The sequence below is a fragment of the Mycobacterium yunnanensis genome, from assembly GCF_025823185.1.
Classification (GTDB): Bacteria; Actinomycetota; Actinomycetes; order Mycobacteriales; family Mycobacteriaceae; genus Mycobacterium; species Mycobacterium yunnanensis.
In genome coordinates, this window is the sequence record NZ_JACKVK010000011.1 from 46,931 (window position 1) to 72,354 (window position 25,424).

Annotated in this window: 22 protein-coding genes; 9 read left to right on the forward strand and 13 right to left on the reverse strand. The window is 69.7% G+C overall.

Annotated features, from left to right (window positions below):
• Positions 1 to 62: 62 nt before the first annotated feature.
• Genes H7K45_RS19945 through nadA form a run of 4 tightly spaced genes read right to left on the reverse strand, consistent with a single transcriptional unit; the run spans position 63 to position 3,986 of the window.
• On the reverse strand, positions 63 to 455 hold the full coding sequence (locus H7K45_RS19945) for a hypothetical protein (protein ID WP_263997696.1): 393 nt from the start codon (positions 453 to 455) through the stop codon (positions 63 to 65).
• A 44-nt stretch (positions 456 to 499) separates the two neighbouring features.
• Positions 500 to 1,375, reverse strand: a complete 876-nt coding sequence (gene nadC / locus H7K45_RS19950; protein ID WP_263997697.1) for a carboxylating nicotinate-nucleotide diphosphorylase — start codon at positions 1,373 to 1,375, stop codon at positions 500 to 502.
• Positions 1,375 to 2,940: an L-aspartate oxidase gene (locus H7K45_RS19955; protein WP_263997698.1), complete on the reverse strand. Its 1,566-nt coding sequence runs from the start codon at positions 2,938 to 2,940 to the stop codon at positions 1,375 to 1,377. The genes nadC and H7K45_RS19955 overlap by 1 nt, the downstream gene beginning before the upstream one ends.
• Positions 2,937 to 3,986: a quinolinate synthase NadA gene (nadA, locus tag H7K45_RS19960; protein WP_263997699.1), complete on the reverse strand. Its 1,050-nt coding sequence runs from the start codon at positions 3,984 to 3,986 to the stop codon at positions 2,937 to 2,939. The genes H7K45_RS19955 and nadA overlap by 4 nt, the downstream gene beginning before the upstream one ends.
• Positions 3,987 to 4,033: 47 nt before the next feature.
• Between nadA and H7K45_RS19965 the strand changes: the two genes are divergently transcribed.
• Complete coding sequence (locus tag H7K45_RS19965) at positions 4,034 to 4,726, forward strand: NUDIX hydrolase (protein ID WP_263997700.1); 693 nt, start codon at positions 4,034 to 4,036, stop codon at positions 4,724 to 4,726.
• 48 nt (positions 4,727 to 4,774) lie between these two features.
• Positions 4,775 to 6,127, forward strand: a complete 1,353-nt coding sequence (locus tag H7K45_RS19970) for a lipase family protein (protein WP_263997701.1) — start codon at positions 4,775 to 4,777, stop codon at positions 6,125 to 6,127.
• Here H7K45_RS19970 and H7K45_RS19975 read toward each other — a convergent pair.
• From H7K45_RS19975 to bioB, 3 genes are read right to left on the reverse strand one after another with little or no spacing between them, the layout of a single operon-like run.
• Complete coding sequence (locus H7K45_RS19975; RefSeq protein WP_263997702.1) at positions 6,060 to 6,737, reverse strand: DUF2567 domain-containing protein; 678 nt, start codon at positions 6,735 to 6,737, stop codon at positions 6,060 to 6,062. The genes H7K45_RS19970 and H7K45_RS19975 overlap by 68 nt on opposite strands.
• The gene (bsaP, locus tag H7K45_RS19980; RefSeq protein ID WP_263997703.1) at positions 6,734 to 6,934 is read right to left on the reverse strand and encodes a biotin synthase auxiliary protein BsaP; all 201 of its coding nucleotides are present in this window, start codon (positions 6,932 to 6,934) and stop codon (positions 6,734 to 6,736) included. Before bsaP ends, H7K45_RS19975 begins: the two co-directional genes overlap by 4 nt.
• Positions 6,935 to 7,945 (reverse strand): biotin synthase BioB, encoded by a 1,011-nt coding sequence (bioB, locus tag H7K45_RS19985; protein ID WP_263998367.1) that lies wholly within the window; start codon positions 7,943 to 7,945, stop codon positions 6,935 to 6,937.
• A 101-nt stretch (positions 7,946 to 8,046) separates the two neighbouring features.
• Here bioB and H7K45_RS19990 point away from each other — a divergent pair, with 101 nt between their 5' ends.
• On the forward strand, positions 8,047 to 8,637 hold the full coding sequence (locus tag H7K45_RS19990) for a TetR family transcriptional regulator (RefSeq protein ID WP_263997704.1): 591 nt from the start codon (positions 8,047 to 8,049) through the stop codon (positions 8,635 to 8,637).
• Here the strand turns inward: H7K45_RS19990 and H7K45_RS19995 are convergent.
• The 4 genes from H7K45_RS19995 to H7K45_RS20010 are packed head-to-tail and all read right to left on the reverse strand — an operon-like array spanning position 8,590 to position 12,278.
• Positions 8,590 to 9,108, reverse strand: coding sequence for a 2'-5' RNA ligase family protein (locus H7K45_RS19995; protein ID WP_263997705.1), 519 nt, complete (start codon positions 9,106 to 9,108; stop codon positions 8,590 to 8,592). The genes H7K45_RS19990 and H7K45_RS19995 overlap by 48 nt on opposite strands.
• Positions 9,109 to 9,110: 2 nt before the next feature.
• A complete protein-coding gene (bioD, locus tag H7K45_RS20000; RefSeq protein ID WP_263997706.1) occupies positions 9,111 to 9,785 on the reverse strand; it encodes a dethiobiotin synthase in 675 nt (224 codons plus the stop codon).
• Entirely contained in the window at positions 9,782 to 10,930 is a 1,149-nt protein-coding gene (locus H7K45_RS20005; RefSeq protein ID WP_263998368.1) for an 8-amino-7-oxononanoate synthase, read from the reverse strand. Before H7K45_RS20005 ends, bioD begins: the two co-directional genes overlap by 4 nt.
• 52 nt (positions 10,931 to 10,982) lie before the next feature.
• Complete coding sequence (locus H7K45_RS20010; protein ID WP_263997707.1) at positions 10,983 to 12,278, reverse strand: adenosylmethionine--8-amino-7-oxononanoate transaminase; 1,296 nt, start codon at positions 12,276 to 12,278, stop codon at positions 10,983 to 10,985.
• A 44-nt stretch (positions 12,279 to 12,322) separates the two neighbouring features.
• On the opposite strand from H7K45_RS20010, the gene sucT reads away from it, so the two are divergent.
• Genes sucT through treZ form a run of 4 tightly spaced genes read left to right on the forward strand, consistent with a single transcriptional unit; the run spans position 12,323 to position 20,673 of the window.
• Positions 12,323 to 14,557, forward strand: a complete 2,235-nt coding sequence (gene sucT / locus H7K45_RS20015; RefSeq protein ID WP_263997709.1) for an acetyltransferase SucT — start codon at positions 12,323 to 12,325, stop codon at positions 14,555 to 14,557.
• A 2-nt stretch (positions 14,558 to 14,559) separates the two neighbouring features.
• A complete protein-coding gene (glgX, locus tag H7K45_RS20020) occupies positions 14,560 to 16,689 on the forward strand; it encodes a glycogen debranching protein GlgX (protein WP_263997710.1) in 2,130 nt (709 codons plus the stop codon).
• Between the two features lie 5 nt (positions 16,690 to 16,694).
• On the forward strand, positions 16,695 to 18,953 hold the full coding sequence (treY, locus tag H7K45_RS20025; protein ID WP_263997712.1) for a malto-oligosyltrehalose synthase: 2,259 nt from the start codon (positions 16,695 to 16,697) through the stop codon (positions 18,951 to 18,953).
• Entirely contained in the window at positions 18,946 to 20,673 is a 1,728-nt protein-coding gene (gene treZ / locus H7K45_RS20030; protein WP_263997713.1) for a malto-oligosyltrehalose trehalohydrolase, read from the forward strand. Before treY ends, treZ begins: the two co-directional genes overlap by 8 nt.
• Positions 20,674 to 20,683: 10 nt before the next feature.
• Here treZ and H7K45_RS20035 read toward each other — a convergent pair whose 3' ends face one another.
• Positions 20,684 to 21,919, reverse strand: coding sequence for an Rv1490 family membrane protein (locus tag H7K45_RS20035; RefSeq protein WP_263997714.1), 1,236 nt, complete (start codon positions 21,917 to 21,919; stop codon positions 20,684 to 20,686).
• A gap of 109 nt (positions 21,920 to 22,028) precedes the next feature.
• Between H7K45_RS20035 and H7K45_RS20040 the strand changes: the two genes are divergently transcribed.
• Both H7K45_RS20040 and H7K45_RS20045 read left to right on the forward strand, forming a co-directional pair.
• Complete coding sequence (locus tag H7K45_RS20040; RefSeq protein ID WP_263998369.1) at positions 22,029 to 23,300, forward strand: glycosyltransferase; 1,272 nt, start codon at positions 22,029 to 22,031, stop codon at positions 23,298 to 23,300.
• Positions 23,301 to 23,343: 43 nt separating this feature from the next.
• Positions 23,344 to 24,063, forward strand: coding sequence for a GAP family protein (locus H7K45_RS20045; protein WP_263997715.1), 720 nt, complete (start codon positions 23,344 to 23,346; stop codon positions 24,061 to 24,063).
• A gap of 15 nt (positions 24,064 to 24,078) precedes the next feature.
• On the opposite strand, the gene ilvA is transcribed toward H7K45_RS20045, so the two are convergent.
• Positions 24,079 to 25,374, reverse strand: coding sequence for a threonine ammonia-lyase IlvA (ilvA, locus tag H7K45_RS20050; protein ID WP_263997716.1), 1,296 nt, complete (start codon positions 25,372 to 25,374; stop codon positions 24,079 to 24,081).
• Positions 25,375 to 25,424: the final 50 nt, after the last annotated feature.

The window sequence follows — 25,424 nt, forward strand, 5'->3', positions numbered from 1 at the left end:
TTCACGCAAGCGCTCGGCTGGGGATTCTCAGCCGAGCGTTTGTGTGTTCGGCCCAATTCGAGTCATTCGCAGAACGAGGCCACGCGCGCACTCAGCACGTCTGCTTCACGAAGGCGAGCGGCCTGCTCCGGGTCGTCGTTCCCGATTCCCGCGAGCGACGACATTGCGACGTCTTCGAGGACCTCTGCAAAGGCTCGAATGGCCTTCGCGAGCGGTCGCGGAGTAGCCGGATCAAGCCGAGACAACAGGTAGGGGCCCCCCGCCGCCATCGCCAGCCGTGCATTTGCGGCGACGGCGGCGGCAGCGACTGGATCGCCACCACCGTCGGCGTGCGTCTGCATTCGCACCGCCTGGCGCACGATCAAGAATGCGTCACAAGCTCGTCGGCTAGCAGCCGCCGCCTCCTGCGGTGTGACGAGAAACGAGTTCCCGTCGTGGTTCTCGGGCTGCGCCATGGTGCGATGGTATCGCCCGGTCATCACTGGATGACCAATGATGGCTAAAGGTCCAGGCCGACGTCGAGCACCCGCACCGAATGGGTCAGCGCACCCACCGCCAGGTAGTCGACGCCCGTGCTGGCGTAGGCGGCCGCGTTGTCCAGCGACAGGTTGCCCGAGGATTCCAGCAACACCGCGGGGGCGGTGGCCTTGCGCCGTTGCACCGCCATCTGCGTCATCCAGACGGGAAAGTTGTCCAACAAGACCAGCGGCGTGACGCCGAGATCCTCCCCCAGGATCTGGTCGAGTTGTTCGAGGGAGTCGACCTCGACCTCGACCGGCACGTCGGGCGCCATCTGGCGGACGGCGTGCAAGGCCGCCACCACGGACCCCGCCGCGGCGACGTGGTTGTCCTTGATCAGCGCCGCGTCACCGAGCCCCATCCGGTGATTGACTCCGCCGCCGACGCGCACGGCGTACTTCTGCAGCACTCGCAGCCCCGGCAGCGTCTTGCGGGTGTCGCGAATCTTGGCCCCGGTGCCCTCGACCGCCTCCACCCAGGCTGCGGTGGTGCTGGCGATGCCAGACAGGTGGCACACCAGGTTGAGCATCGTGCGCTCGGCGGTCAGCAGCCCTCGCGTCGGCGCCTCGAGCACCAGCAGGGCCTCGCCCGGTTCGACCCGCGTTCCGTCGGCGACCCGGGTGGTGACGTCGTACTGCCCCACGCCGAGCACCTGATCCAGAACCAGCAGGGCGACGTCGACGCCGGCGGCCACCCCGCTCTGCCTGGTGGTCATCGCGGCCGTCGTGGTGGCATCGGCGGCGACCGTCGCCAGCGACGTCACGTCGGGCCCGTAGCGCAAGTCCTCGGCCACACCGCGGGCGACGACCGCCCGCGCCTCGGCGAGTTCGTCGTCGGTGAGACCGTTCGGCGGCATCAGCAGCACACCCGTTCGGGTAGGTCGACCACCGGCGTGCCGTCGGCGTCGAGCCGGACGTCGACGCTCACCGCACGCGCGGGGTCCACGTCGGGAAAGTCGGCGCGGTGATGGCAGCCGCGGGACTCGAGCCGGGCCCGGGCCGCGGCGATGACTACCGACGCGGTAACCGTCAACGCCGCATCCTCGAAGTCGTTGCGCGAGTCGAGGTTCAGGGGCTGTGCGGTGCCGAGCAATTCGGCGACGCAGCTCAAGCCCTCGGCATCTCGGACCACCGAGGCGTGTCTGCTGGTGGCGCGTTGCAACGCAGGCCGGTCGACCGCAACGCGCGCGACGGGGTCGACGACGGCCCGCGGTGCGGCCGCGTCGGCGGCGTGTCCGGCGGCAGCCGAGCCGGCCCGGCGCCCGACCACCAGACCCTCGAGCAGGCTGTTGGAGGCCAGCCGGTTGGCGCCGTGCATTCCGGTGCGGGCCACTTCACCCGCGGCGAAGAGCCCCGGTAAGGCGGTACGCCCGTGGACGTCGGTGACGACGCCGCCGCAGCTGTAGTGCGCCCCCGGCACGACCGGGATGGGCGCGACGGTGGGGTCGACTCCGACGGCAAGGCAGGCGGCGGTGACGGTCGGGAACCGGCGGGCGAGGTCCGGCACGCCGCGCGCGTCGAGGTAGACGCACGGATCACCGGTCTGGGACAGGCGGGCGTCGACGGCCGCGGCCACCACGTCGCGAGGGGCGAGATCGCCCATCGGATGCACCCCAGCGGTGACGGAGACGCCGCGGGCGTCGACGAGGACGGCACCCTCGCCGCGCAGGGCTTCGGTGATGAGCGCGCGTCGGCCGCCGCCGGGGCCGCCGTAGAGCATGGTCGGGTGGAACTGGATGAACTCGACGTCGCCGACCGGCAACCCCGCCCACAGTGCAAGGGCGATCCCGTCGCCGGTCGAACCCTCGGGGTTGGTGGTCGCCGAGTACAGGTGGCCGAGGCCTCCGGTGGCGAGGACCACCGACGGTGCGTGGATGACGCCGAGGCCGTCGCGGTTGCGCACCAGGACCCCGGTGACGGCGCCGGCGTCCCGGATGACCTGTAGCGCAACGTGATCGAGGCGCACGTCCAGGGTGCTTGCGGCGTGGTCGAGGGCACGCTGCACCTCGGCCCCGGTGGCGTCACCGCCGGCGTGGACGATGCGGCGCCGGGAGTGGCCACCCTCCCGCGTCAAGGACCACCGCCCAGGGGCGGATTCGTCGAACCGGGCACCGGCGCCGACCAGGTCGGCCACCGCGGAGTGCCCGTCGGCGACGATCGAGGTCACCGCCGCGACGTCGCAGAGACCGCCGCCCGCGGCGACGGTGTCGGCGACGTGTGCCTCCACGGTGTCGTCGGTGCTCGGCACGACCACCGCGATGCCGCCCTGGGCGTAGAACGTCGCGGTGGCTCCCTCGGCGCGGGAGGCCTTGCTCAGCACCACGACCCGGCTGCCGCGGCGGTGCGCCGCCAATGCGGCGGCCAGGCCCGCGACGCCGGTGCCGACGACGACGACGTCGGCGCGCTGCTGCCAGGTGGTCATTCCCCGCCGCCGGGCTGACCGATTTCGATCATCCGCTGCACGCTGCGCCGGGCCGCCGCCGCCACGTCGGGGTCGACGTGCACCTCGTCGGCGCCGTCGGTCAGGCACCGCAGCAGCGCGGCAGGCGTGATCATCTTCATGTATCCGCAGGAGGCCCGGTCGTTGACCGCCTGGAAGTCGACACCCGGTGCGGCACGGCGCAATTGGTGCAGCATGCCAATCTCGGTGGCCACCAGGACCTGGCGCGCGCTGGTCTGCCGGGCAGCCTCCAGCATGCCGCCGGTGGACAGGATCTTCACCCGGTCGTCGGGAACGGCGCCTTCACCGGCGAGATACAGCGCCGAGGTGGCGCAACCGCACTCGGGGTGCACGAACAATTCGGCGTCCGGATGGGCCTTGGCCTGGGCGGCGAGCTCGTCGCCGTTGATCCCGGCGTGCACGTGGCACTCGCCCGCCCACACGTGCAGGTTCGTGCGCCCGGTGACACGGCGGACGTGTGCGCCGAGGAACTGGTCGGGGCAGAACAGCACCTCCCGGTCCGCCGGGATGGAGGCGACGACTTCGACCGCGTTGGCCGACGTGCAGCAGACGTCGGTCAGGGCCTTCACCGCAGCGGTGGTGTTGACGTAGGACACCACGACCGCGTCGGGGTACTCGGCCTTCCACGCCCGCAGGTCCTCGGCGGTGATGGAGTCGGCCAGCGAGCACCCGGCCCGCTGGTCGGGGATCAGAACGGTCTTCTGCGGGCTGAGGATCTTGGCCGTCTCGGCCATGAAGTGCACGCCGCAGAACACGATGGTGTCCTCGGGCGCCTCGGCCGCGATCCGCGACAACGCCAGGGAGTCCCCGACGTGGTCGGCCACGTCCTGGATGGCGGGCAACTGGTAGTTGTGCGCCAGGATGGTGGCGTTGCGCAGGTCGGCGAGGCGCCGCACCGCCGCCGCCCACTGCTCGTCGGCGACGATTCCGCCGTAGCCGGCGGGGCCGTTGGTGATGCGGGAGGTCCAACTGCTGCGTGACTCACTGGTGAGGTCGGTGACCGTCATGGCGGCTCCTTTGGTCCTGACGGGGTTTTCGACTTATGATCGAAAACATGCTTGATCCTAGCACCGCACACGAAGTGCTCGCCGTCGTGTTTCAAGTTCGACAGCTCGCGACCCCTCGTCCGCAGCTCAGCGTGCTGCTGTGGGAGCGGGCCATGGAACCCCAGCGCGGTGCGTGGTCGCTGCCCGGCGGTCGGCTACGGCACGACGAGGACATGACCAGTTCGGTTCGCCGTCAACTCGCCGAGAAGGTCGACCTGCGCGAGGTCGCCCATCTCGAGCAGCTGGCGGTGTTCTCCGACCCCGCCCGGGTGCCAGGTCCGCGCACCATTGCCTCGACGTTCCTCGGCCTGGTGCCCTCCCCCGCCACCCCCGAGCTGCCGCCCGACACCCGGTGGCACCCCGTGGACGCGCTGCCGCCGATGGCCTTCGACCATCGACCCATGATCGTCAACGCCCACGCCAGGCTGATCGCCAAGCTGTCCTACACCAACATCGGATTTGCCTTGGCGCCTAGGGAATTCGCGCTGTCCACCCTGAAGGACGTGTACGACGCCGCGCTCGGCTACCACGTGGACGCCACGAATCTGCAACGCGTCCTGGCCCGGCGCGGCGTCATCGTCGCGACCGGGACCACCGCAAAGTCCGGGCGCAGCGGCGGCCGGCCCGCCGCGCTGTACCGCTTCACCGAGGCCCGGTACCGGGTGACCGACGAGTTCGCCGCGCTGCGCCCACCGAGCTGAACTGCGCCCCCAATAGGTTTTAAGGAATCGATAAGAGACAATGGCGCGATGGACTCTGGCAATGCCGCCGTCTCGACCGGCGCCGAGTGGATCGGGCGACCGATTCACGAAGAGCTTCGACGCAAGGTCAGGCCGCTGCGGCCCGAGGACGACCCGTTCTACCTTCCGCCCGACGGATTCGAACACGCCAACCCCGGCACGGTGCTGCGGTCCCGCGACGTCGAGCTCGCCTTTCTCGGTCTGATCCCGCAACGGCTGACCGCCACCCAGCTGCTCTACCGCTCCACGGACCTCAACGGATTGCCGCAGGCCGTCGCGACCACGGTCGTCGTACCCGCGGATCGACCGGCAGGCAGCAAGGGGCCGATCCTGTCGTACCAGTGCGCCATCGACGCCGTGGCCGCCAGCTGCTTCCCCTCCTACGCGCTGCGGCGCGGTGCGAGAGCCACCGGCGCCCTGGCCCAGGTCGAATTCCTGCTGATCTCCGCGGCGCTGGCGGAGGGCTGGGCGGTGTCCATTCCCGACCACGAGGGTCCCCTTGGCATCTGGGGTGCGCCGTACGAACCCGGCTACCACGTGCTCGACGGGCTGCGCGCGGCCGTGACCACCGAGTCGCTCAACCTCTCCGAGGAAGCCCCCATGGGCCTGTGGGGCTACTCCGGCGGCGGTCTGGCCACCGCGTGGGCCACCGAGGTGCACGCGACCTACGCCCCCGAACTCAACGTCGTCGGGGCGGTGCTCGGCTCGCCGGTCGGCGACCTGGGCAACACGTTCCGCCGCCTCAACGGCAGCTTCTACTCCGGCCTGCCCGCCTTGGTGGTCGCCGCGCTGTCGCACGTCTACCCCGACCTGGACCGCGTGATCAACCAGCACGTCACCGTCGAGGGCAAGACGATGCTGACCGACATCCAGAAGATGACGACCGCGCAGGCCGTCATCAAGCTGATTCGCAAGGACATGGGCACCATGGTCGACACGCCGCTGGAGAACATCCTGCGCTCGCCCGAGGTGCAGCACGTGTTCGACAGCATCAAGCTCGGCACCGCGGCTCCCAGCTTCCCGGTGCTGGTCGTGCAGGCCGTACACGACCGCATCGTGTCCGTCGACGACATCGACGCGCTGACCGCGACCTACAGCAGGGGCGGCGCGGACGTCACCTACCACCGCGACTTGCTCAGCGAGCACATGCTGCTGCACCCGTTGTCGGCCCCGATGACGCTGCGTTGGTTGCGGGACCGCTTCGCGGGCAGGCCGTCGTCGAGCAAGCGGGCGCGGACGAAGTGGCCGACGTTGCTGAACCCGTCGACCTACCGGGGCATGCTCCGGCTCGGTCTCATCTCGGCGAAGGTGGCCACGGGTCGGAAGGTGGATCGGCTGCCGTTGTCGGAGCTGGACCGCTGATCCCGGACGGCACGAGAAGGACGGGCACCTCTTCGGGCGGCCACGCGCCGAGGTCGTCACGCTTGGTGGACAGCGCGCACAGGGCGTAGACCAGCGCGGCCACCCCCGCGGGGATGACGACCGACGCCGCGATCTGGAACGGGCCGCTGCCGAAGAAGACCGAGGCCGCCTCGTGGGTGTAGAACACCCGGTGCTCCGGCGAGACGGGTGCCCCCATCACGTCGACCGCGCCGTGCCGCCACCGCGCCACCGCGGCCCCCACGCCCGCTGCGGCACCCGAGGCCAGAAGCGACCCCACTGCGAGGGCCGCCACCATCACGGGGCCCCGGTGCGACCGCCACTGCCACGTCGCGACCGCGGCGGCCACCGCCATCACGAACAACAGCCCGGTCATCACGAAGGCGCCAAGGAACAAGAGGTCGGATTCGTCGCCGACGTACCCCCGGACGCGGTCACCGGACTTGGTCAACGCGATCACCAGTTGAATCGGCGGGGCGAGCCACGCCCAGGCCAGCCCGACCACGACACCGGCGACGACCAGAGCCGCCACCACTCGGATCGCGGCCTGAACCCGGGAGAGACGCGGCGGTTCCGTCGAAGTCGTCGTCATCGCTTCATGTCCAGATCCTTCGAGTCGAGCGCGCCGTGCCTCGAGCACGTCGCCGACCACCCGTCCGGGCGGACCTGCACGATCATCCGCCGACCACAATCGGCGCAGAACCGCGGGGGTTCCAACCCAAGGCGGGCGGCGGCCGGCACACTGCCGCCGGCCGGCTCGCCGGTGTAGACGTTGAACTTGGCCGCCATCTAGATGGTCGCGTTGAGTGCCTTGATCGGCATCTGCAGGTCCTCGAGCAGTTCGAGATCGGACTCCGCGGGACGGCCGAGCGTGGTCAGGTAATTGCCCACGATGACGGCGTTGATGCCGCCGAGCATGCCCTGCTTGGCGCCCAGATCCCCCAGCGTGATCTCGCGGCCACCGGCGAAGCGCAGCATGGTGCGCGGCATCGCCAGCCGGAACGCGGCCACGGCCCGCAGCGCGTCGGCGGCAGGAAGCACCTCGAGGTCGCCGAAGGGTGTTCCCGGACGCGGGTTGAGGAAGTTCAGCGGCACCTCGTGCGGGTCGAGCTCGGCGAGGTTGGCGGCGAACTCCGCGCGCTGCTCCAACGACTCGCCCATGCCGAGGATGCCGCCGCAGCAGACCTCCATGCCTGCCGCTCGCACCATTTCCAGCGTGCCCCAGCGCTCCTCCCACGTGTGAGTGGTGACCACGTTGGTGAAGTAGGACCGCGCGGTCTCCAGATTGTGGTTGTAGCGGTGCACGCCCATCTCGGCGAGCCGGTCGACCTGCTCCTGGGTCAGCATGCCCAGCGAGCACGCGATCTGGATGTCGACCTCGTTGCGGATGGCTTCGATTCCGGCGGCGACCTGGGCCAGCAGCCGCTCGTCGGGCCCGCGGACCGCGGCCACGATGCAGAATTCGGTGGCCCCGGACTTCGCGGTCTGCTTGGCCGCCTCCACCAGGCTGGGGATGTCGAGCCACGCGCTGCGCACGGGCGACGCGAAGAGCCCGGACTGCGAGCAGAAGTGGCAGTCCTCGGGGCACCCACCGGTCTTGAGGCTGATGATGCCCTCGACCTCGACCTCGGGACCGCACCACTTCATGCGCACCTCGTGGGCCAGCGCGAGGAGTTCCTCGAGGCGCTCGTCGGGCAGCTGGAGCACTGCGAGCACCTGCTCCTGGGTGAGGCCCTCGCCGCGCTCGAGCACCTGCTCTCGAGCCAGACCCACCACGTCCGCGCCCACCCCTGAAGCCATCTGCGTCACTCCGCCACTCCTCCTGCACCATGAACCTGAACGGTGTTTAGGCTACAGGGGTGCACTCCGCCCGACGCCACGCCCGGTCAGATGTGGTCGACATGGCCGTCAAGCTGCTCGACGACTACGGGATCGCCGACCTCACGATGCGTCGGTTGGCGCGCGAGCTCGGCCTCACACCCGGTGCGCTCTACTGGCACTTCGCCGACAAGCAAGCCCTCCTCGGCGCCGTCGCCGACCGGATCCTCGCGACCACCACGTCGCCGGCGGACCCGGCTCCGTGGGCCGACCGCGTGCACGCCATCTGCACCGGCCTGCGCAACGCGCTGCTGTCGACCACCGACGGCGCCGAACTCGTCTCGGCGAGCTTCGCGGCGGGCAAGTCCGAGCAGATGGCCGCGATCCTGGACCGGCTCGCCGAGGCCGCGGCAGAGGCGGGCATCGACGCGGCCCACGCCGACCTGGCGGCCCGCTCGGTGCTCTACTACGTGCTGGGCTTCACCGCCGACGAACAGTCCCGGCTGCAGTGGGACGCCGCGGGTGCGCTGACGGAGGGCCAGTCGGCGATGACGTCGAACCCCAACGCCCGCTTCAGCTTTGGGCTGGGCCTGCTGGTCGACGGGATGGCCGCACACGCCGCTGCGTCACGCGATCACCGTGGCGACCCTGGCGTCACCGTCCCAGCGCCGTAGCCCGGCGAAGGCGCCCACCACGTCGTCGGCCGCCACGACCTCCAGCGCCGCGGCGAGGTCGGCGGCCACCAACCGGCGGGCCAGCGTCACGTGCGGCGTCCACTGCCCCGGTCGGGCGTGCGGAAACGGACCCGACGGCGTAGCGGGTGCGCACACCTCGTCGACTGCGGCATGCACGCTCAGCAGCCCGGCGGACGGCACGATCAACCGAGCCACGACCGCCGACGTGCGGCCGAACACCAGCGGGGCACCCACGCGGCACGGCAACGGAAGCCGAGCGGCCAGCGCGCCCAAGGCCTCGTCCACCGCCGGGTCGAGGTGTTCGGCGACGGTGAGCGTCACGTGGGGACGGTTGGTCGGCGACCGGTGGCGGGCCTGACTCGGCAACCCCGCCTCGGCCAGGGCGGCCCACTGCACGCGGATGGCGGCGTCGGTGGCCTCGTCGAACAGCAATTCCACGGAGTGGGCCACGACTAGAGACTCCGCACCCATTCGGTGTCGAAGGCGGCCGCGCTGAGCTCGGCGAAGGCCTGCGGCGCCAGCGCGCCCGCACCACTCGGCAGGACCGCGCGCACCGGTGCAATGTCTTGCAGCGCAACGCGATTGGTCTCCTCGACGACTCCCGGTGTGGCAGGCCACGACCCCACCACCAGACCGGCGCAGCGAACACCGGCCCCGGCAAGGGATTCCACGGTGAGGCCGGCGTGGTTCAGCGTTCCGAGGCCCGCCCTCGCCACGACGAGCACCGCAGCGCCACGCTCGACGGCCAGATCCCGAAGGGTCACTCCCCCGGCGCCGAGCTCGACCAGCAGCCCGCCCGCACCCTCGACGACGACGAGCCGCCCGGGCACCGTCGCCTGCTCGATCAGGTCGACGAGCTCCGCTCGGGTCGGCAACGGCTGCCCGGCCCGATGCGCCGCGGCGACCGGTGCCAGCGGCTCCGGGTAACGCCACCCCGGGAACAGCGCCTCGACGCCGGAGAGCCGCCCAATCTCCCGTAGGTCGTCGTCCCCGTCGGCGATACCGGTCTGGACGGGCTTGCACACCGCCACGTCCAGACCCGCCAGCCGGGCATGGCACGCCAGGGCCGCCGTCGCGATCGTCTTGCCGACACCGGTGTCGGTGCCGGTGACGATGAGCGTGCTCATCGGGGGCTCGACGAGCGCGCCAGCGACAGCACGTCGGTCAGCACGCCGCATGCCAGGTCGACCTCCTCGGCGGTCAGCGACGCCCGCGCCGTCAAGCGCAGCCGCGACGTCCCGGCCGGCACCGACGGCGGACGGAAGCACCCCACCCGAAGCCCACGATCCAGGCAGGCCGCGGCGGCCGCCAGCGCCACCTCGGGCTCACCGAGCACGACGGACACGACCGCCGACTCCGGCTCGAGGGGCACCCCGCACGTCGTCGCCAGGGTGGCCGCGTGCCGCAGCACCGCCTCGGCCCGCCAGGGTTCGTCGACCAGCACCTCCAGTGCGGCGAGCGCCGCGCCCACCGCGGCCGGCGCGAGACCGGTGTCGAAGATGAACGACCGGGCGGCGTCGACCAGGTGGGCGCGCACCGCGGCCGGGCCCAGCACCACGCCACCCTGACTGCCGAGCGCCTTGGACAGCGTCGTCGTCACCACCACGTCGGGGGCGCCCGCGAGGCCCACCTCGGCGACCAGGCCGCGGCCGCCCTCACCGCGCACGCCGAGCCCGTGGGCCTCGTCGACGACCAGCAACGCCCCGTGGCGGCGGCACACGTCGTGCAGATCCCGCAGCGGAGCCAAGACACCGTCGGCGCTGAACACCGAGTCGGTCACCACCACGGCGCGCTCCTCGGAGCGGTCCCGCAGCGCCGCGTCCACGGCGTCGACGTCACGATGCGGGGTCACCACGACCCGCGCCCTCGACAACCGGCACGCGTCGACGAGCGAGGCGTGGGTCAGCGCGTCGGACACCACGACGGACCTGGGGCCCGACAGCGCCACCACGGCCCCGAGGTTGGCGGTGTAGCCGGAGGAGAAGACCAATGCGGACTCGGCACCGACGAACTGGGCGAGTGCCGTCTCGAACCGTTCGTGCAAGGCGGTGTTCCCGGTCACCAGCCGCGAGCCCGTCGAGCCGGCACCCCATTCGCGCAGGGCGCGGACGCCACCGTCGACGACGCGGGGATGCTGCGACAATCCGAGGTAGTCGTTGGAGGCGAGGTCCAGGCCGACGTCACCGGCTTCGCGGACGCGCAGCGCTCGTCGCAGCCCCGCCTCGCGGCGCTGCCGTTCGACGTCGTCGAGCCACGCCAGCGGGGAGGTCATCGCACGCGTCACGTCGGGATCCTTCCGAAACTCGCACCCACCTGAACGGCGTTCAGGTTAGCGCACGCGCGACCTCCACCATCGCCGAGCAGATCCGCGCCACCTCCTCGGAGGTGCACACGTAGGGCGGCATCGCGTAGATCAACTTCCCGAAGGGCCGCAGCCACACCCCGTGCGCGACGGCGGTCGCGGTGGCCACCGCCATGTCGACCGGTTCGCGCATCTCGACCACCCCGATCGCACCCAGGACCCGTACGTCGGCCACGCCCGCCAGCTCGCGCGCCGGCTCGAGGCCCACCCGTAGCCCAGCCTCGATCTCCTCGACCCGACCCCGCCAGTCCTGACCGAGGAGCAACTCAACCGACGCCACCGACACCGCGCACGCCAGCGCGTTCGCCATGAACGTCGGGCCGTGCATCAGCGCTCCCGGCTCGCCGTCGCTGATGGTGCTGGCGACCTCCCGTGTGCACAGCGTCGCCGCCAGTGTCAGATAGCCCCCCGTCAGCGCCTTGCCGACGCACATCACGTCGGGCCGCACCCCCGCGTGGTCGGCGGCGAACAACTCACCGGTCCGTCCGAACCCGGTCGCGATCTCGTCGAAGATCAGCAGCACGTCGTGCCGCGTGCAGGCGGCGCGCAGATCGGTCAGATACCGCGGGTCGTGGAACCGCATGCCGCCCGCGCCCTGGACCACCGGCTCCACGATCACCGCCGCGACCTCGTCGGCGCGCTCGGCAAGCAGAGCCTCGAAGGCCGCGGCATACGCCGGGTCGTACTCGCTGGGCACCTGGGGAGCGAACACCTGCGGCACCAACACGCCCGTCCAGATCGAGTGCATCCCGCCGTCGGGATCGCACACGCTCATCGGCGTGAACGTGTCGCCGTGATATCCGCCCCGCCACGTCATCAGACGGTGCTTGCCCGGCTTGCCCCGGCTGCGCTGAAACTGCAGCGCCATCTTCGCGGCCACCTCGACGGCCACCGAACCCGAATCGCTGAAGAACACCGCGTCGAGCCCGTCGGGGGTGATCTCGACCAACAGCTGCGCCAGGCGCGCCGCCGGCTCGTGGGTCAAGCCGCCGAACATCACGTGGTTCATCGTCGCGAGCTGACGATTCACCGCCTCGTCGAGCACGGGGTGGCCGTGCCCGTGGATGGCCGTCCACCACGACGCCATGGCGTCGATCACCTCGACGCGTCGGCCGTCGTCGTCGACGACCACGAGGGACGCCCCGTGGGCGGCGACCGCGACCAGCGGCGAGAGCGAGTCGGCCCCGATCTTGCTGTACGGATGCCATATGTGCGCCGCGTCGACGGCACTGATCTCCTCGGGCGTCAGCGGCGGCATGGAACGACCGTATCGCCTGGAGTTGGGTAGATTGACCGACGACCATGTTGACCCTTTCCCCCACCCGGACCGATGCCACCACCGGTTCGGGTGCCACCCGACGCGCCGACGAGGCGGGCCATTCGGCTACCTCCGCTCCGACCTCCAAGGCCGCCGGCTTCTACCGGTACGACCTCGACGGGCTCCGCGGCATCGCCATCGCCCTCGTCGCGGTGTTCCACATCTGGTTCGGCAGGGTGTCGGGCGGCGTCGACGTGTTCCTGGCCCTGTCCGGCTTCTTCTTCGGCGGCCGGTTGCTGCGCACCGCGCTGACCCCCGGCTCGTCGCTGTCACCCGTGCCGGAGGTCAAGCGGCTGATACGCCGTCTGCTGCCCGCACTGGTCGTCGTGCTCGCCGCCTCGGCGGTGCTCACGATCCTCATCCAGCCCGAGACCCGGTGGGAGACCTTCGCCGACCAGAGCCTCGCCAGCCTCGGGTACTACCAGAACTGGGAGCTGGCCAACACCGCGTCGAACTACCTGCGCGCCGGCGAGGCCGTCAGCCCCCTGCAGCACCTGTGGTCGATGTCGGTTCAGGGTCAGTTCTACATCGCGTTCCTCGCGCTGGTGTTCGGGTTCGCCGTGGCATTCCGCAGGATGCTGCGCTCGCACACCAGGACCGCGCTGATCGTGCTGCTCGCCGGGTTGACCGTCGCGTCGTTCGTCTACGCCATCGTCGCCCACGACGCCGACCAGTCGACGGCCTACTACGACAGCTTCGCCAGGGGCTGGGAACTCCTACTGGGCGCCCTCGTCGGCGCCCTGGTGCCGTACGTGAAGTGGCCGATGTGGTTGCGGTCGACGGTCGCCGTCGTCGCGCTGGCCGCGATCCTGTCCTGTGGCGCGCTAATCGACGGCGTCAAGGAATTCCCAGGGCCGTGGGCGCTGGTGCCCGTCGGCGCGACGGTCCTGTTCATCCTCAGCGGCGCCAACCGAATGGCCGACCCGCATCTGGCGTCGGTCGACGGCCGGCTGCCCGCGGTCAGCCGACTGCTCGCCACCCGGCCGTTCGTCTCGCTGGGCTCGATGGCCTACTCGCTGTATCTGTGGCACTGGCCCCTGCTGATCTTCTGGCTGGCCTATACCGGTGACACCCGCGCGAACTTCCTCGATGGCGCGGTCGTCCTGCTGGTCTCCGGCGTACTCGCCTGGCTGACGATGAGATTCGTCGAGGAGCCGCTGCGGCTGCGCGCCGCCGCCTCGGCTGCCGCGGCCTCAGCTGCCGCCGCGAAGCCCAAGGCGGCCCCGGTGACACCGCTGCGCACCCGGTTGCGGCGACCCACCATCGTGCTCGGCTCGATCGTCACGCTGCTCGGCGTCGCCCTGACGGCGACGTCCTTCACCTGGCGTGAACACATGACCGTCGAGCGGAAGAACGGCAAGGAACTCTCGGGGCTTTCCGCCAGGGACTACCCGGGCGCGCGCGCCTTGGTCGACGGCGCCCGGGTGCCCAAGCTGCCGATGCGGCCGACGGTCCTGGAGGCCAAGGACGACCTGCCGATCTCCACCACGCAGGGCTGCATCAGCGATTTCGGCAACGTCGACGTCATCAACTGCACCTACGGTGACCCGAACGCACCCCGAACCATTGCCGTGGCCGGCGGGTCACACGCCGAGCATTGGATCACCGCGCTGGATCTACTGGGCCGCATGCACCACTTCAAGGTGGTGACGTATCTCAAGATGGGTTGTCCGTTGACCACCGAGGAGAACCCGCTCGTGATGGGCGACAACCGGGCGTATCCAAACTGTCGCGAATGGAACCAGAAGGTGATGCCGAGGCTGATCGCCGATCACCCCGACTACGTCTTCACCACCTCGACGCGGCCATGGAACATCAAGGATGGCGACGTCATGCCAAGCTTCTACCTCGGCATCTGGCAGAAACTGTCCGACGCCCACATCCCCGTCCTCGCCATGCGCGACACCCCGTGGTTGGTCAAGGACGGCAAGCCGTTCTTCCCCGCCGACTGCCTTGCCGACGGCGGCGACGCCGTCTCCTGTGGCATCAAGCGCTCCGAGGTGCTCTCCGACCGCAACCCGACGCTGAACTACCTCGCCCAGTTCCCCTTGCTCAAGCCCCTCGACATGAGCAATGCCGTCTGCCGGCAGGACGAATGCCGGGCGGTGGAGGGAAACGTGTTGGTGTATCACGATTCTCACCACATCTCCGCAACGTACATGCGCACGATGACTCCTGAGCTGGGTCGCCAGATGGCCCTCGCCACCGGTTGGTGGTGACCGTGGTCTCCTCCGTATGGCCGGGTGCGGCCTATCCGCTCGGCGCCACCTACGACGGCGCGGGCACGAACTTCTCGCTGTTCTCCGAGGTGGCAGAAAAGGTCGAGTTGTGCCTCATCGCCAAGGACGGCAGCGAGGAACGCATCAACCTCGACGAGGTCGACGGTTACGTCTGGCACGCCTACCTGCCTGCCGTCACGCCCGGACAGCGCTACGGGTTCCGGGTGCACGGCCCGTGGGACCCGGCCGCCGGTCAGCGGTGCGACGCCTCCAAGCTGCTGCTCGACCCGTACGGCAAGTCCTTCCACGGCGACTTCGACTTCAGCCAGGCCCTCTTCTCCTACGACCTCGAGGCCGACGACCTCGCCACCGGCGGCACGCCGCCGCGCGTGGACTCCCTTGGCCACACCATGGTCAGCGTCGTCATCAACCCCTTCTTCAACTGGGGCTCCGACCGAGCGCCCAACACCCCGTACCACGAGACCGTGATCTACGAGGCCCACGTCAAGGGCATGACGCAGACCCACCCCGGCATCCCCGAGGATCAACGCGGCACGTACGCCGGGTTGTGCCACCCCGTGATCATCGACCACCTCAAGTCGCTCAACGTGACGGCGATCGAACTCATGCCCGTGCACCAGTTCATGCACGACCACCGGCTGCTCGAGCTGGGGCTGCGAAACTACTGGGGCTACAACACCTTCGGCTTCTTCGCCCCGCACCACCAATACTCGTCCAACCACAGCGCCGGCGGGGCCGTGGCCGAGTTCAAGAACATGGTCCGGTCCTTCCACGCGGCGGGCATCGAGGTGATCCTCGACGTGGTCTACAACCACACCGCCGAAGGCAACCACCTGGGCCCGACGATCAACTTCCGGGGCATCGACAACGCCGGTTACTACCGGCTGCTCGACGGCGACAGCCGGCTGTACAAGGACTTCACCGGCACCGGCAACAGTCTCAACGTGCGCCATCCACACTCGTTGCAGCTCATCATGGATTCGCTGCGGTACTGGGTGCTCGACATGCACGTCGACGGTTTCCGATTCGACCTGGCCTCCACCCTGGCCCGGGAGTTCTACGACGTCGACCGGCTCTCGGCGTTCTTCGACCTGGTCCAGCAGGATCCGGTGATCAGTCAGGTGAAGCTGATCGCCGAGCCGTGGGACATCGGCGAGGGCGGATATCAGGTCGGGAACTTCCCGGGTTTGTGGACCGAGTGGAATGGGCAATATCGCGACACTGTGCGTGACTACTGGCGGGGAGAACCCGCGACACTCAACGAATTCGCCTCACGGCTCACCGGATCCTCCGACCTCTACGAGGCGACGGGCCGCCGGCCCAGCGCCAGCATCAACTTCGTCACTGCGCACGACGGTTTCACGCTCGCGGACCTGGTGTCCTACAACGAGAAGCACAACGAGGCCAACGGTGAGGACAACCGCGACGGCGAGAGCCACAACCGGTCCTGGAACTGCGGTGTCGAGGGGCCGACCGACGATCCCGCGATCCTGGAATTGCGGGCCAAGCAGATGCGCAACGTGCTGGCCACGCTGATGGTCAGCCAGGGCACGCCCATGATCAGCCACGGTGACGAGATCGGCCGCACGCAGGGCGGCAACAACAACGTGTATTGCCAGGACTCCGAGATCGCCTGGATGGACTGGTCGATGTGCGAGACCAACGCCGACCTGATGACCTTCGCCCGCACCGTGACCACGCTGCGCAAGAACCACCCCGTGTTCCGGCGCCGACGGTTCTTCGACGGCAAGCTGATTCGTAGCGGTGACGAGGAGATCCGCGACATCGCCTGGCTCACCGCGGCCGGGGTGCCGATGACCCCGCAGGACTGGAACGCCGGATTCCAATGCGTCGCGGTGTTCCTCAACGGAGAGGCCATCCCCGCGCCCGACGCCCGCGGCGAGCGAGTCGTCGACGACTCGTTCCTGCTGTGTTTCAACGCCCACTCCGACCCCGTCGAATTCGTCGCGGCGGAAGGCGACTACGCCGCGGAATGGACCGCGGAAGTCGACTCGGCGACACCCACCGGAACCAGCGATCTGGTGGTGAAGGCCGGCGAGACGTTCACCGTCGCGGCCCGCTCCATCATCGCCCTGCGAAAGACGGCCTGACCATCATGACGATCCTCTCGACCTACCGCCTGCAGATGCGCGGACCCGCCAGCGGGGAGGCGTTCACCTTCGCCGATGCGCTCGACCAACTCGATTACCTTGCCGACCTTGGGGTTTCGACGCTCTACCTGTCGCCGATCCTGACCGCGAGCAAGGGCTCCACGCACGGGTACGACGTGACCGACCCCACCACTGTCTCCGAGGAACTCGGCGGGGCCGACGGATTCAACGCACTGTCCGAGGCGGTCCACGCGCGCGGAATGACTCTCGTCGTCGACATCGTGCCCAACCACGTCGGCGTCGACGATCCCACTCAGAACGCGTGGTGGTGGGACATGCTGACCCACGGCAAGGACTCCCCCTACGCTTCCTACTTCGACGTCGACTGGACGTTGGACCCCGACGGCAAGATCGTCCTGCCCGTGCTGGGCGACGACGGCGACCTCGACGACCTGGCCGTCGACGGCGACGTGTTACGCCTCGGTGACCGCACGTGGCCCGTCGCCCCGGGCACCGGCGACGGATCACCGGCAGAGGTCTACGGCAGGCAGCACTACGAGCTGATCGGCTGGAAGCACAACGTCTGCGGCTATCGCCGATTCTTCTCCATCACCTCGTTGGCGGCCTTGCGACAGGAGGACAGGGAGGTCTTCGACGCCACCCACGTCGAGGTCAAGCGGTGGTTCACCGAGGGTCTCGTCGACGGACTGCGCATCGACCACCCAGACGGATTGTCCGATCCCGCAGGCTATCTCGAATGGCTGCGGGAGCTCACCGGACCAGACGCCTGGATCGTCATCGAGAAGATCCTGGCCCCCGACGAGGCGCTGGAGCCGTCGCTGCCCGTCGCGGGCACCACGGGCTACGACGCGCTGCGCGAAATCGGCGGCGTTCTCGTCGACCCGGCCGGCGCGGGTGACGAGGAGCCGCTGGAACCGGTGATCCGTCGGCTCAAGGTCGACACCGCCACCGGGACGCTGGCCAGCGAGCTCGCCCGCGTGCACCGCGCGATCGTCGCCTCGATCGGCGCCGACCATCCCAAGATTCCCGACGCCGTCGCCGCCCTGCTGTCCCACATCGGGGTGTACCGCTCCGACTACCGCGGACTCACCGCGATCATGCCGACGGCGCTGGCCGAAACCGCCTCTGCCGAGCCGTCCTTGGCCGAGCCGCTGACCCTGGTCGCCGCGGCGCTCGAGCACGTCGAACCGGCCACCCGCATCCAGCAGCTCTGCGGCGCCGTGACCGCCAAGTCGGTCGAGGACTGCCTGTTCTACCGTGACGCCCGGCTGGTCTCGCTCAACGAGGTCGGCGGCGAACCCGAGCGGTACGGCGTCAGCCTTGCGGAGTTCCACCACGCCAGCGCGCTACGGGCCCGCTTCTGGCCGTCGGCGATGGTGACGCTCTCCACGCACGACACCAAGCGCAGCGAAGACGTCCGCGCGCGAATCGGCGTGCTGTCCCAAGTGCATTCGCGGTGGACCGAGCTGGTCGACGGCTGGGCACGGACCACGCCCCCGCCGGACGCCGACACCGGCGCGTTCCTGTGGCAGATCGCCTTCGGGGTCTGGCCGGTCGACGGCACCGTGACCGACGACCTGCGCTCGCGCCTGCACGCCTACGCGGAGAAGGCCATTCGGGAGGCGGCGCTGCACACGACGTGGAACGAGCCCGACGCCGAGTTCGAGGACGCCGTCCACGCCTGGCTCGACGAGATCGTCGACGGTGCGGTGGCGGCCGAGATGTCGCGCCTGGTGGCCGACGTGGACGTGCACGCGCGTAGCGACTCGAACGTGCAGAAACTCCTGTCGTTGACGGTGCCCGGCATCCCCGACGTCTACCAGGGCACCGAAATGTGGGACGACAGCTTGGTCGACCCCGACAACCGGCGGGCCGTCGACTACGCGGCGCGGCGGGCGGCGTCGTCGACGGGGGGCGACGACAAGATCCGCATCGTCACCGGCGCCCTGCATTCCCGTGCCGACCATCCCGAGTCGTACCTGCGCGGGGCTTACCGCCCGGTGTTGCCCGACGGCGCGGCCGCCGCACACCTGATCGCCTTCCAACGCGGTGACGACGTGCTCGTCGCCGCCCAGCGGTGGACCGTCCGGCTCGCCGAGACCGGTTGGGGTGACACCACATTGGCACTGCCCGACGGCGAGTGGGTCGACCGCCTCACCGGCCGCTCGCTGCGCGGCCGGGTCGACGCCGCCGACCTGTTCACCAACCTCCCCGCCGTCCTCTTGGAGCGCACCAGTGCCTGATCACGAATTCGCCGTCTGGGCACCACTGCCCGAGCTGGTCCGACTCGACGTCGACGGCACGCTGCACCCCATGACGCGCTCCGACGACGGGTGGTGGCGGGCTACCGTCGACGCTCCCGCCGACGCGCGCTACGGCTTCGTCCTCGACGACGACGACACCGTGCTGCCCGACCCTCGCTCGCCGCGCCAGCCGGACGGCGTGCACGAGCGGTCTCAGCTGTGGGACCCGTCGTCGGTGACGTGGACCGACTCCGACTGGGCGGGCAAGTCGATCGAAGGTGCGGTGATCTACGAGCTGCATGTCGGCACGTTCACCCCCGGCGGTACGTTCGACTCGGCCGTCGAGAAGCTCGACTACCTCGTCGACCTCGGCGTCGACCTCGTCGAGCTGATGCCCGTCAACTCCTTCAGCGGCACCCACGGCTGGGGCTACGACGGCGTGCTCTGGTACAGCGTGCAGGAGAGCTACGGCGGCCCAGACGGTTTGGCACGTCTGGTCGACGCCTGCCACGCCCGCGGGCTGGGCATCCTGATCGACGCCGTGTTCAACCACCTCGGCCCGTCGGGCAACTACCTGCCCAAGTACGGGCCCTACCTGACCGAGGCCAACACCGGGTGGGGTCAGGGCGTCAACGTCTCCGACGCCGATTCCGACGAGGTGCGCCAATACATCCTCGACTGTGCGCTGCGCTGGATGCGGGACTTCCACGCCGACGGTCTGCGGCTGGACGCGGTGCACGCGCTGGCCGACCACACCGCCTTCCACATCCTCGAGGAGATGTCGAGCGACACCGACGCGCTGGCCGAACAGTTGGGGCGGCCGCTGTCGTTGATCGCCGAGAGCGACCTCAACGATCCGCGCCTCATCACCCCGCGCGACCGTGGCGGATACGGCATGACCGCGCAGTGGGACGACGACATCCACCACGCCATCCACACCGCGGTCTCCGGTGAGCGGCAGGGGTACTACTCCGACTTCGGCTCCCTGGAATCGCTCGCGAACACGTTGAAGCACGGCTACTTTCACGCCGGGACGTACTCGTCGTTCCGGCACCGCCGCCACGGTCGGCCGTTGGACACCGCAACCATCCCCGCCACCCGCCTATTGGCCTACACCTCCGACCACGACCAGGTGGGCAATCGCGCCGTCGGCGACCGGCCCTCGCAGAACCTGACGTACGGCCAGCTCGCCGTCAAGGCGGCGCTGGTGCTGACCTCCCCGTACACCGCGATGCTGTTCATGGGCGAGGAGTGGGCGTCCTCGAGCCCCTTCCAGTTCTTCACCTCGCACCCGGAGCCGGAGCTCGCACGTGCGACCGCCGAGGGCCGCAAGGCGGAGTTCGCCGAACATGGTTGGGACGCCGACGAAATCCCCGATCCCCAGGACCCCGAGACGTTCCAGCGGTCCAAGCTGAAGTGGGACGAGGTGGACACCGGCGACCACGCTCGCATGCTGCAGCTGTACCGCGCGCTCATCGAGCTGCGTCACCGCGAGCCCGACCTGGCCGACCCGTGGCTCGACCACATGACGGTCGACTACGACGAGGAGCAGCGCTGGATCGCCCTGCACCGCGGGACGCTCACCATCGTCTGCAACCTCGGCGACGACTCGGTGACCGTTCCGGTGCGCGGCGAGGGGGTGCTGTCCTCGGCCGACGCAGCGGTCGGCGACTCCACGACGCTGCCGAAGCAGTCCTTCGCCGTAGTCCGGACGAGCTAGAGCACCGCTGCTACATCGGGGTGGGCGCACCGAAGACGGGAATGACGCCGACGGGGAGCAGCGCGAGCGCAATCCCGGCCACCGCAACGATTCTGACCGACCGTCGCGTCGGCGGTTCGCCCATCTCGGGTTGCCGAGCCGCATACAGCACGTAGACGATTCCGAGGTTGTAGGCGATGGTCGTCCACCAGCGGATCCAGTCCACCCCGGTGAGGAACACCGGAAGGAACAACCCCAGCGCGAGGGCGACGGCCACCTTCTGCGTCAGCAGGACGTCCAGGAAGCGCCGTACCGGCACGCCCGAGGCCTGGGCGATGAGATACATCGCGGCGGCGAACACCGCGATCCCGAAGATCGTCGAGCCGGCCAGCGCCACCGGGCCGATGCCGAAGACGAAGTGCAGTGCATCGCCGAAACTCTGGTCGAACAGCGGGAGGATGGCGCGGCACATCCAGTCGTGGTAGTCGACCTCGTAGCGGACACCCTGCAGGATCTGAGCGGGCGTGAGGTGACCGGCGATGGGATGGTTCATCGGCCCGTGCGGCACCGATTGGCACAACGCCTGCGACATGCCTCGCGCACCAAACACCGTCACCGCCAACGCGGTCGCGAGCCCCGGCCCCACACTGAGCACCGAACACAGCCGGAAGACTCCGTTGCCGAGCCCTGGTGCGAGTACGGCGAGCGCGGCCACCGCACCCAGCGCGAAGAGGAACGGGGTGGCCTCGTGGGCCAGGGTCAACACCGCCAGCACCACACCGTGGGCTGCGCTGAGGATGACGGTGTAACGGCGACCGGTCACCGCCGTCAGCGACACCGCGAACGCGGCAAGCGCTGCGGCGCCCAACAAGTCGGTACGCGCCGAGAACAGACCGAAGGCAAACCCGAACGGTAGGACCGGAATCAGCAGCGCCAGGAGCAGCTTTCGCTGCGAACGAACACCGCGGCCCAGCACCGCCCACACGAGCAGCGCGAGGCCGAGGCTGAATGCCCCCGTCAGGACCCACCTCAGTATGGCCAGCGCGGCGAAGTAGTGGTCCCGCGGAAACCACGTCACGACCTCGCCGGCGAGCCCGCGTCGGATGAACCCATGTGAGTAGTCGACCGAGAAGTACGAGTAGAAGTAGCCGTTGGGCACGACCGTCGTGGCGATGGCCACCAGCAGGGCCATCCACACGACCAGCAGCAGCACGAACGTCACGTGGCGGCGACGGCCGGGGCCTGCGCTGACTGCGGTGCTCGACAACTGGCCCCCGACTCTCGGTGTTCGCGACCCGTGCTCGACGCCGCGGTTGCGCCGGACGAGTATAGGGTCTGTCGACGTGAGCGCCGAACTGCCAGTGTCCCGGCCGCGCTTGACGTTCGTGGTCGCCATCCACGGCACCCGGGGTGACGTCGAACCGTGCGCGGCACTGGCGTTGGAATTGCAGCGTCGCGGACACGACGTGGCGACGGCGGTACCCCCGAACCTGGTCGGCTTCGTCGAATCCGTCGGCCTCCCTGCGGTCGCCTACGGCCCCGACTCCCAACAGCAGCTTCGCGGTGACGTCTTCGAACGACCCGACGCCCTCACGGCCGCCACCCCGGCGGACTGGCTACGGCTGGGCAACCCACTCCGAGCGCTGACCAAGGCCCGCGCCGCCGCCACCCGCGGCTGGGACGAGATGAGCAACACGCTGTCCTCACTCGCCGCGGGCGCCGACGTGGTGGTCACCGGCACCGCGTACCAGGAGATTGCGGGCAACGTCACCGAGGCCCTCGGCGTCCCCATGGCCGAAGTGCACTACTTCCCCGTCCGCGCCAACACCGCCGTGATGCCGGTTCGACTTCCGGCGAGGGTGGTCCGCGGCGCGTACGCCGCCGGTGAGTGGATGCACTGGCAGCTGCTCAGACCCGCCGAGCGCCGGCAGCGGCAGCTGCTGGGACTGCCGCCGGCGAGCACTCGGCCGGTGGGGCGCATCGTGGGCCGTGGCGCCCTGGAGCTCCAGGCCTACGATCCGGTGTTCTTTCCCGCGTTGGCGCAGGAGTGGGACGCGCGCCGCCGCCCCCTCATCGGGTCGATGACACTGCAGCTGCCCACCGCGGTCGACGGCGACGTCGAGTCCTGGATCGCGTCGGGTGCCCCGCCCGTCTACTTCGGGTTCGGCAGCATGCCCGTCGACCACTTCACCACGACGATGGGTCTCATCCGCGACGTTTGCGCCACGCTCGGCACGCGAGCGCTGATCTGTGCCGGATCGTCGGCGTCCGACGAGGTCGCCACCACCGACGCCGTCAAGGTCGTCACCGCCGTCAACCATGCCGCGGTGTTTCCGAGGTGCCGCGCCGTCGTCCACCACGGCGGAGCGGGCACGACGGCTGCCGGGCTGCGCGCCGGCGTCCCCACCCTGGTGTTGTGGGTGGCCGCCGAACAGCCGCTGTGGGGCAAGCAGGTCGAACGCCTCGGCGTCGGCACGTACCGCCGGTTGTCGACGACCACCCGCGAGTCGTTGCTCGCCGACCTGCGAACGGTGTTGGACCGCAACACCTCCGAGCGGGCACGACTCGTCGCCGACCGGATGAGCCGGCCGTCGGAGAGCGTCACGACGGCCGCGGATCTGCTCGAGGACGTTGCTCGCGCCGGGTGACACGAGTTGCTAACCCCGAGTGCGAGACGGTACGTTCCCGCTGGTGTGGACGACGGTAATTCTGCTCGGCCTCACGGTGAGCATCGAGCCCACCCGCCTCGGGTTGATCGCGCTCCTGCTGACGAGGCCGCGTCCCATCCGGCATCTGATCGTGTTCCAGCTCACGGGCCTGACGATCAGCCTCACCGTGGGATTCACGGTCTTGTTCGTGTTCCACCACAGCTTCTTCGGCCACAGCGACATCAGCCCGGCGCCGCTGCAGATCGCGTTCGGTGTGGTGTTGCTGCTCCTGGCCGCGGTGCTGGCCTCCAACATCCCGCTGGACCGGTTCACCCGGCAGAAGGTTCCGCAGACCGGCGGTGCCGAGGATGCGCCCGTCGCCGACGCCGCGCCGCTGCCGACGAGTCGGCGCGCGCTGGTGCTCCGCCGGGTCCGGCGCTTCCTCAAGGGCGAATCCTCGGCGCTGTCGGCCTCCATCGGAGCGGCCACGGCCATGCCGAGCATCGACTACTTCGTCCTGCTGGCGATCATCATCGCCTCCAAGGCACCCGCGCTCGAGCAGGCCTTGGCATTGCTGACCTTCCTGCTGCTGGCCGGGGCGGGAGCGTCGATCCCGCTGCTGAGCTTCATCGTGGCGCCGGAGAGGACCCGCGTCTGGGTGCAGAACACGAGCACCTGGATTCGCAAGCGCACGCGACGGCAGGCGGGCATGTTCGTCGGCGTCGTCGGCGCCATCCTCATCGGGATCGGCGTGTTCAGCTGACCGGTGGTCGGCGGCTCACGTCAGGTAGCGGTACGCCGGGGAGCCGGGTTCGAGTGCCTCGACGTGCATGTCGGAGCTGCGCATCCGCTCCATCAAGCCGTCATACCCCGCCGCCGAACCGAGTTCCACCCCGACGAGTGCCTCACCGGTCTCGCGGTTGTTGCGCTTGACGTACTCGAACAGGGTGACGTCGTCGCCGGGGCCGAGCACCTCGTCGAGGAATCGCCGCAGAGCGCCCGGTTCCTGCGGAAAGTCGACCAGGAAGTAATGCTTGAGGCCGAGGTGCACCAGGGACCGCTCGAGCACCTCGTTGTAGCGGGACACGTCGTTGTTGCCGCCGGAGATCAGACACACGACGGTCGACCCCGGCTCCACGGTGCCCTCGGTGCACGCCTCCATCAGCGCCGCCACCGACAGCGCGCCGGCAGGCTCGGCGATGATGCCCTCGTTCTGATAGAGATCCAGCATCGCGGTGCACACCGCACCCTCGTCGACCGACGTGATCGACACCATGTCGCCGGCCGCCGACAGCACCGCGTACGGGAGCGCGCCGGCGCGGGCGACGGCGGCGCCGTCGACGAACTGGTCGACGTGGTCCAGCGTCACGGGCTCGCCGGTCGCCAGCGCCGCGAGCATCGAGGCCGCACCGGCCGGTTCGACGCCGAGCACCGAGGTCTTGACCGTGCGTTCGGCCAGGTAGGTGGTGATGCCGCTGATGCAGCCGCCACCGCCGACGGGCACGATGACCAGGTCGGGCTCGGCCTCCAGCTGCTGGAGGATCTCCACGGCGATGGTGCCCTGACCGGCCATGGTGCGCAGGTCGTCATACGGCGGCACCAGCGTGGCACCGGTCCGCTCGACGTCGGCGAGTGCGGCCGCCGCGGCTACGTCGAACGTGGCGCCGCCGACGATCAGCTCGATGAAGTCGCCGCCGTGGTAGCGGATCCGGTCGCGCTTCTGCTTGGGAGTCTTGGCGGGCACGTACACCCGGCCGTGCACGCCCATCGAGCGGCACGCCTTCGCGAAGCCCTGGGCGTGGTTGCCCGCCGACGCGCACACAACGCCCGCCGCGAGCTGGTCGGGCGGTAGTTGCATCAACAGGTTGTAGGCACCGCGCAGCTTGTAGCTGCGTACCGATTGCAGGTCCTCACGCTTGAGGTACACCTCGAGGCCGGTGATCGCCGAGAGCCGGTCGCCGTACTCCAGTGGAGTCCGGCTCACCACGCCGGAAATTCGCAGAGCCGCCTCGTCGATGTCCGAGGCGCCGAGCGGCGCGGGACGGCGAGAGGTCTGACTCAGTTCGGCGGACACCGATCAATGGTGCCACTACCCCACCGGGCAGGAGAAACGGGTTTGGCTCC

Excerpts from the sequence above, each read along its gene's own strand:
- bsaP (WP_263997703.1), bottom strand. The coding sequence starts at position 6,934 with ATGGCGGCCAAGTTCAACGTCTACACCGGCGAGCCGGCCGGCGGCAGT.
- H7K45_RS20005 (WP_263998368.1), bottom strand. The coding sequence starts at position 10,930 with ATGACCTCCCCGCTGGCGTGGCTCGACGACGTCGAACGGCAGCGCCGC.
- nadC (WP_263997697.1), bottom strand. The coding sequence starts at position 1,375 with ATGCCGCCGAACGGTCTCACCGACGACGAACTCGCCGAGGCGCGGGCG.
- bioD (WP_263997706.1), bottom strand. The coding sequence starts at position 9,785 with ATGAGCACGCTCATCGTCACCGGCACCGACACCGGTGTCGGCAAGACG.
- treY (WP_263997712.1), top strand. The coding sequence starts at position 16,695 with ATGACGATCCTCTCGACCTACCGCCTGCAGATGCGCGGACCCGCCAGC.
- H7K45_RS19955 (WP_263997698.1), bottom strand. The coding sequence starts at position 2,940 with ATGACCACCTGGCAGCAGCGCGCCGACGTCGTCGTCGTCGGCACCGGC.
- H7K45_RS19990 (WP_263997704.1), top strand. The coding sequence starts at position 8,047 with ATGGCCGTCAAGCTGCTCGACGACTACGGGATCGCCGACCTCACGATG.
- H7K45_RS19945 (WP_263997696.1), bottom strand. The coding sequence starts at position 455 with ATGGCGCAGCCCGAGAACCACGACGGGAACTCGTTTCTCGTCACACCG.
- H7K45_RS19965 (WP_263997700.1), top strand. The coding sequence starts at position 4,034 with ATGCTTGATCCTAGCACCGCACACGAAGTGCTCGCCGTCGTGTTTCAA.
- sucT (WP_263997709.1), top strand. The coding sequence starts at position 12,323 with ATGTTGACCCTTTCCCCCACCCGGACCGATGCCACCACCGGTTCGGGT.
- nadA (WP_263997699.1), bottom strand. The coding sequence starts at position 3,986 with ATGACGGTCACCGACCTCACCAGTGAGTCACGCAGCAGTTGGACCTCC.
- H7K45_RS19975 (WP_263997702.1), bottom strand. The coding sequence starts at position 6,737 with ATGACGACGACTTCGACGGAACCGCCGCGTCTCTCCCGGGTTCAGGCC.
- bioB (WP_263998367.1), bottom strand. The coding sequence starts at position 7,945 with ATGGCTTCAGGGGTGGGCGCGGACGTGGTGGGTCTGGCTCGAGAGCAG.
- H7K45_RS20010 (WP_263997707.1), bottom strand. The coding sequence starts at position 12,278 with ATGCCGCCGCTGACGCCCGAGGAGATCAGTGCCGTCGACGCGGCGCAC.
- H7K45_RS19970 (WP_263997701.1), top strand. The coding sequence starts at position 4,775 with ATGGACTCTGGCAATGCCGCCGTCTCGACCGGCGCCGAGTGGATCGGG.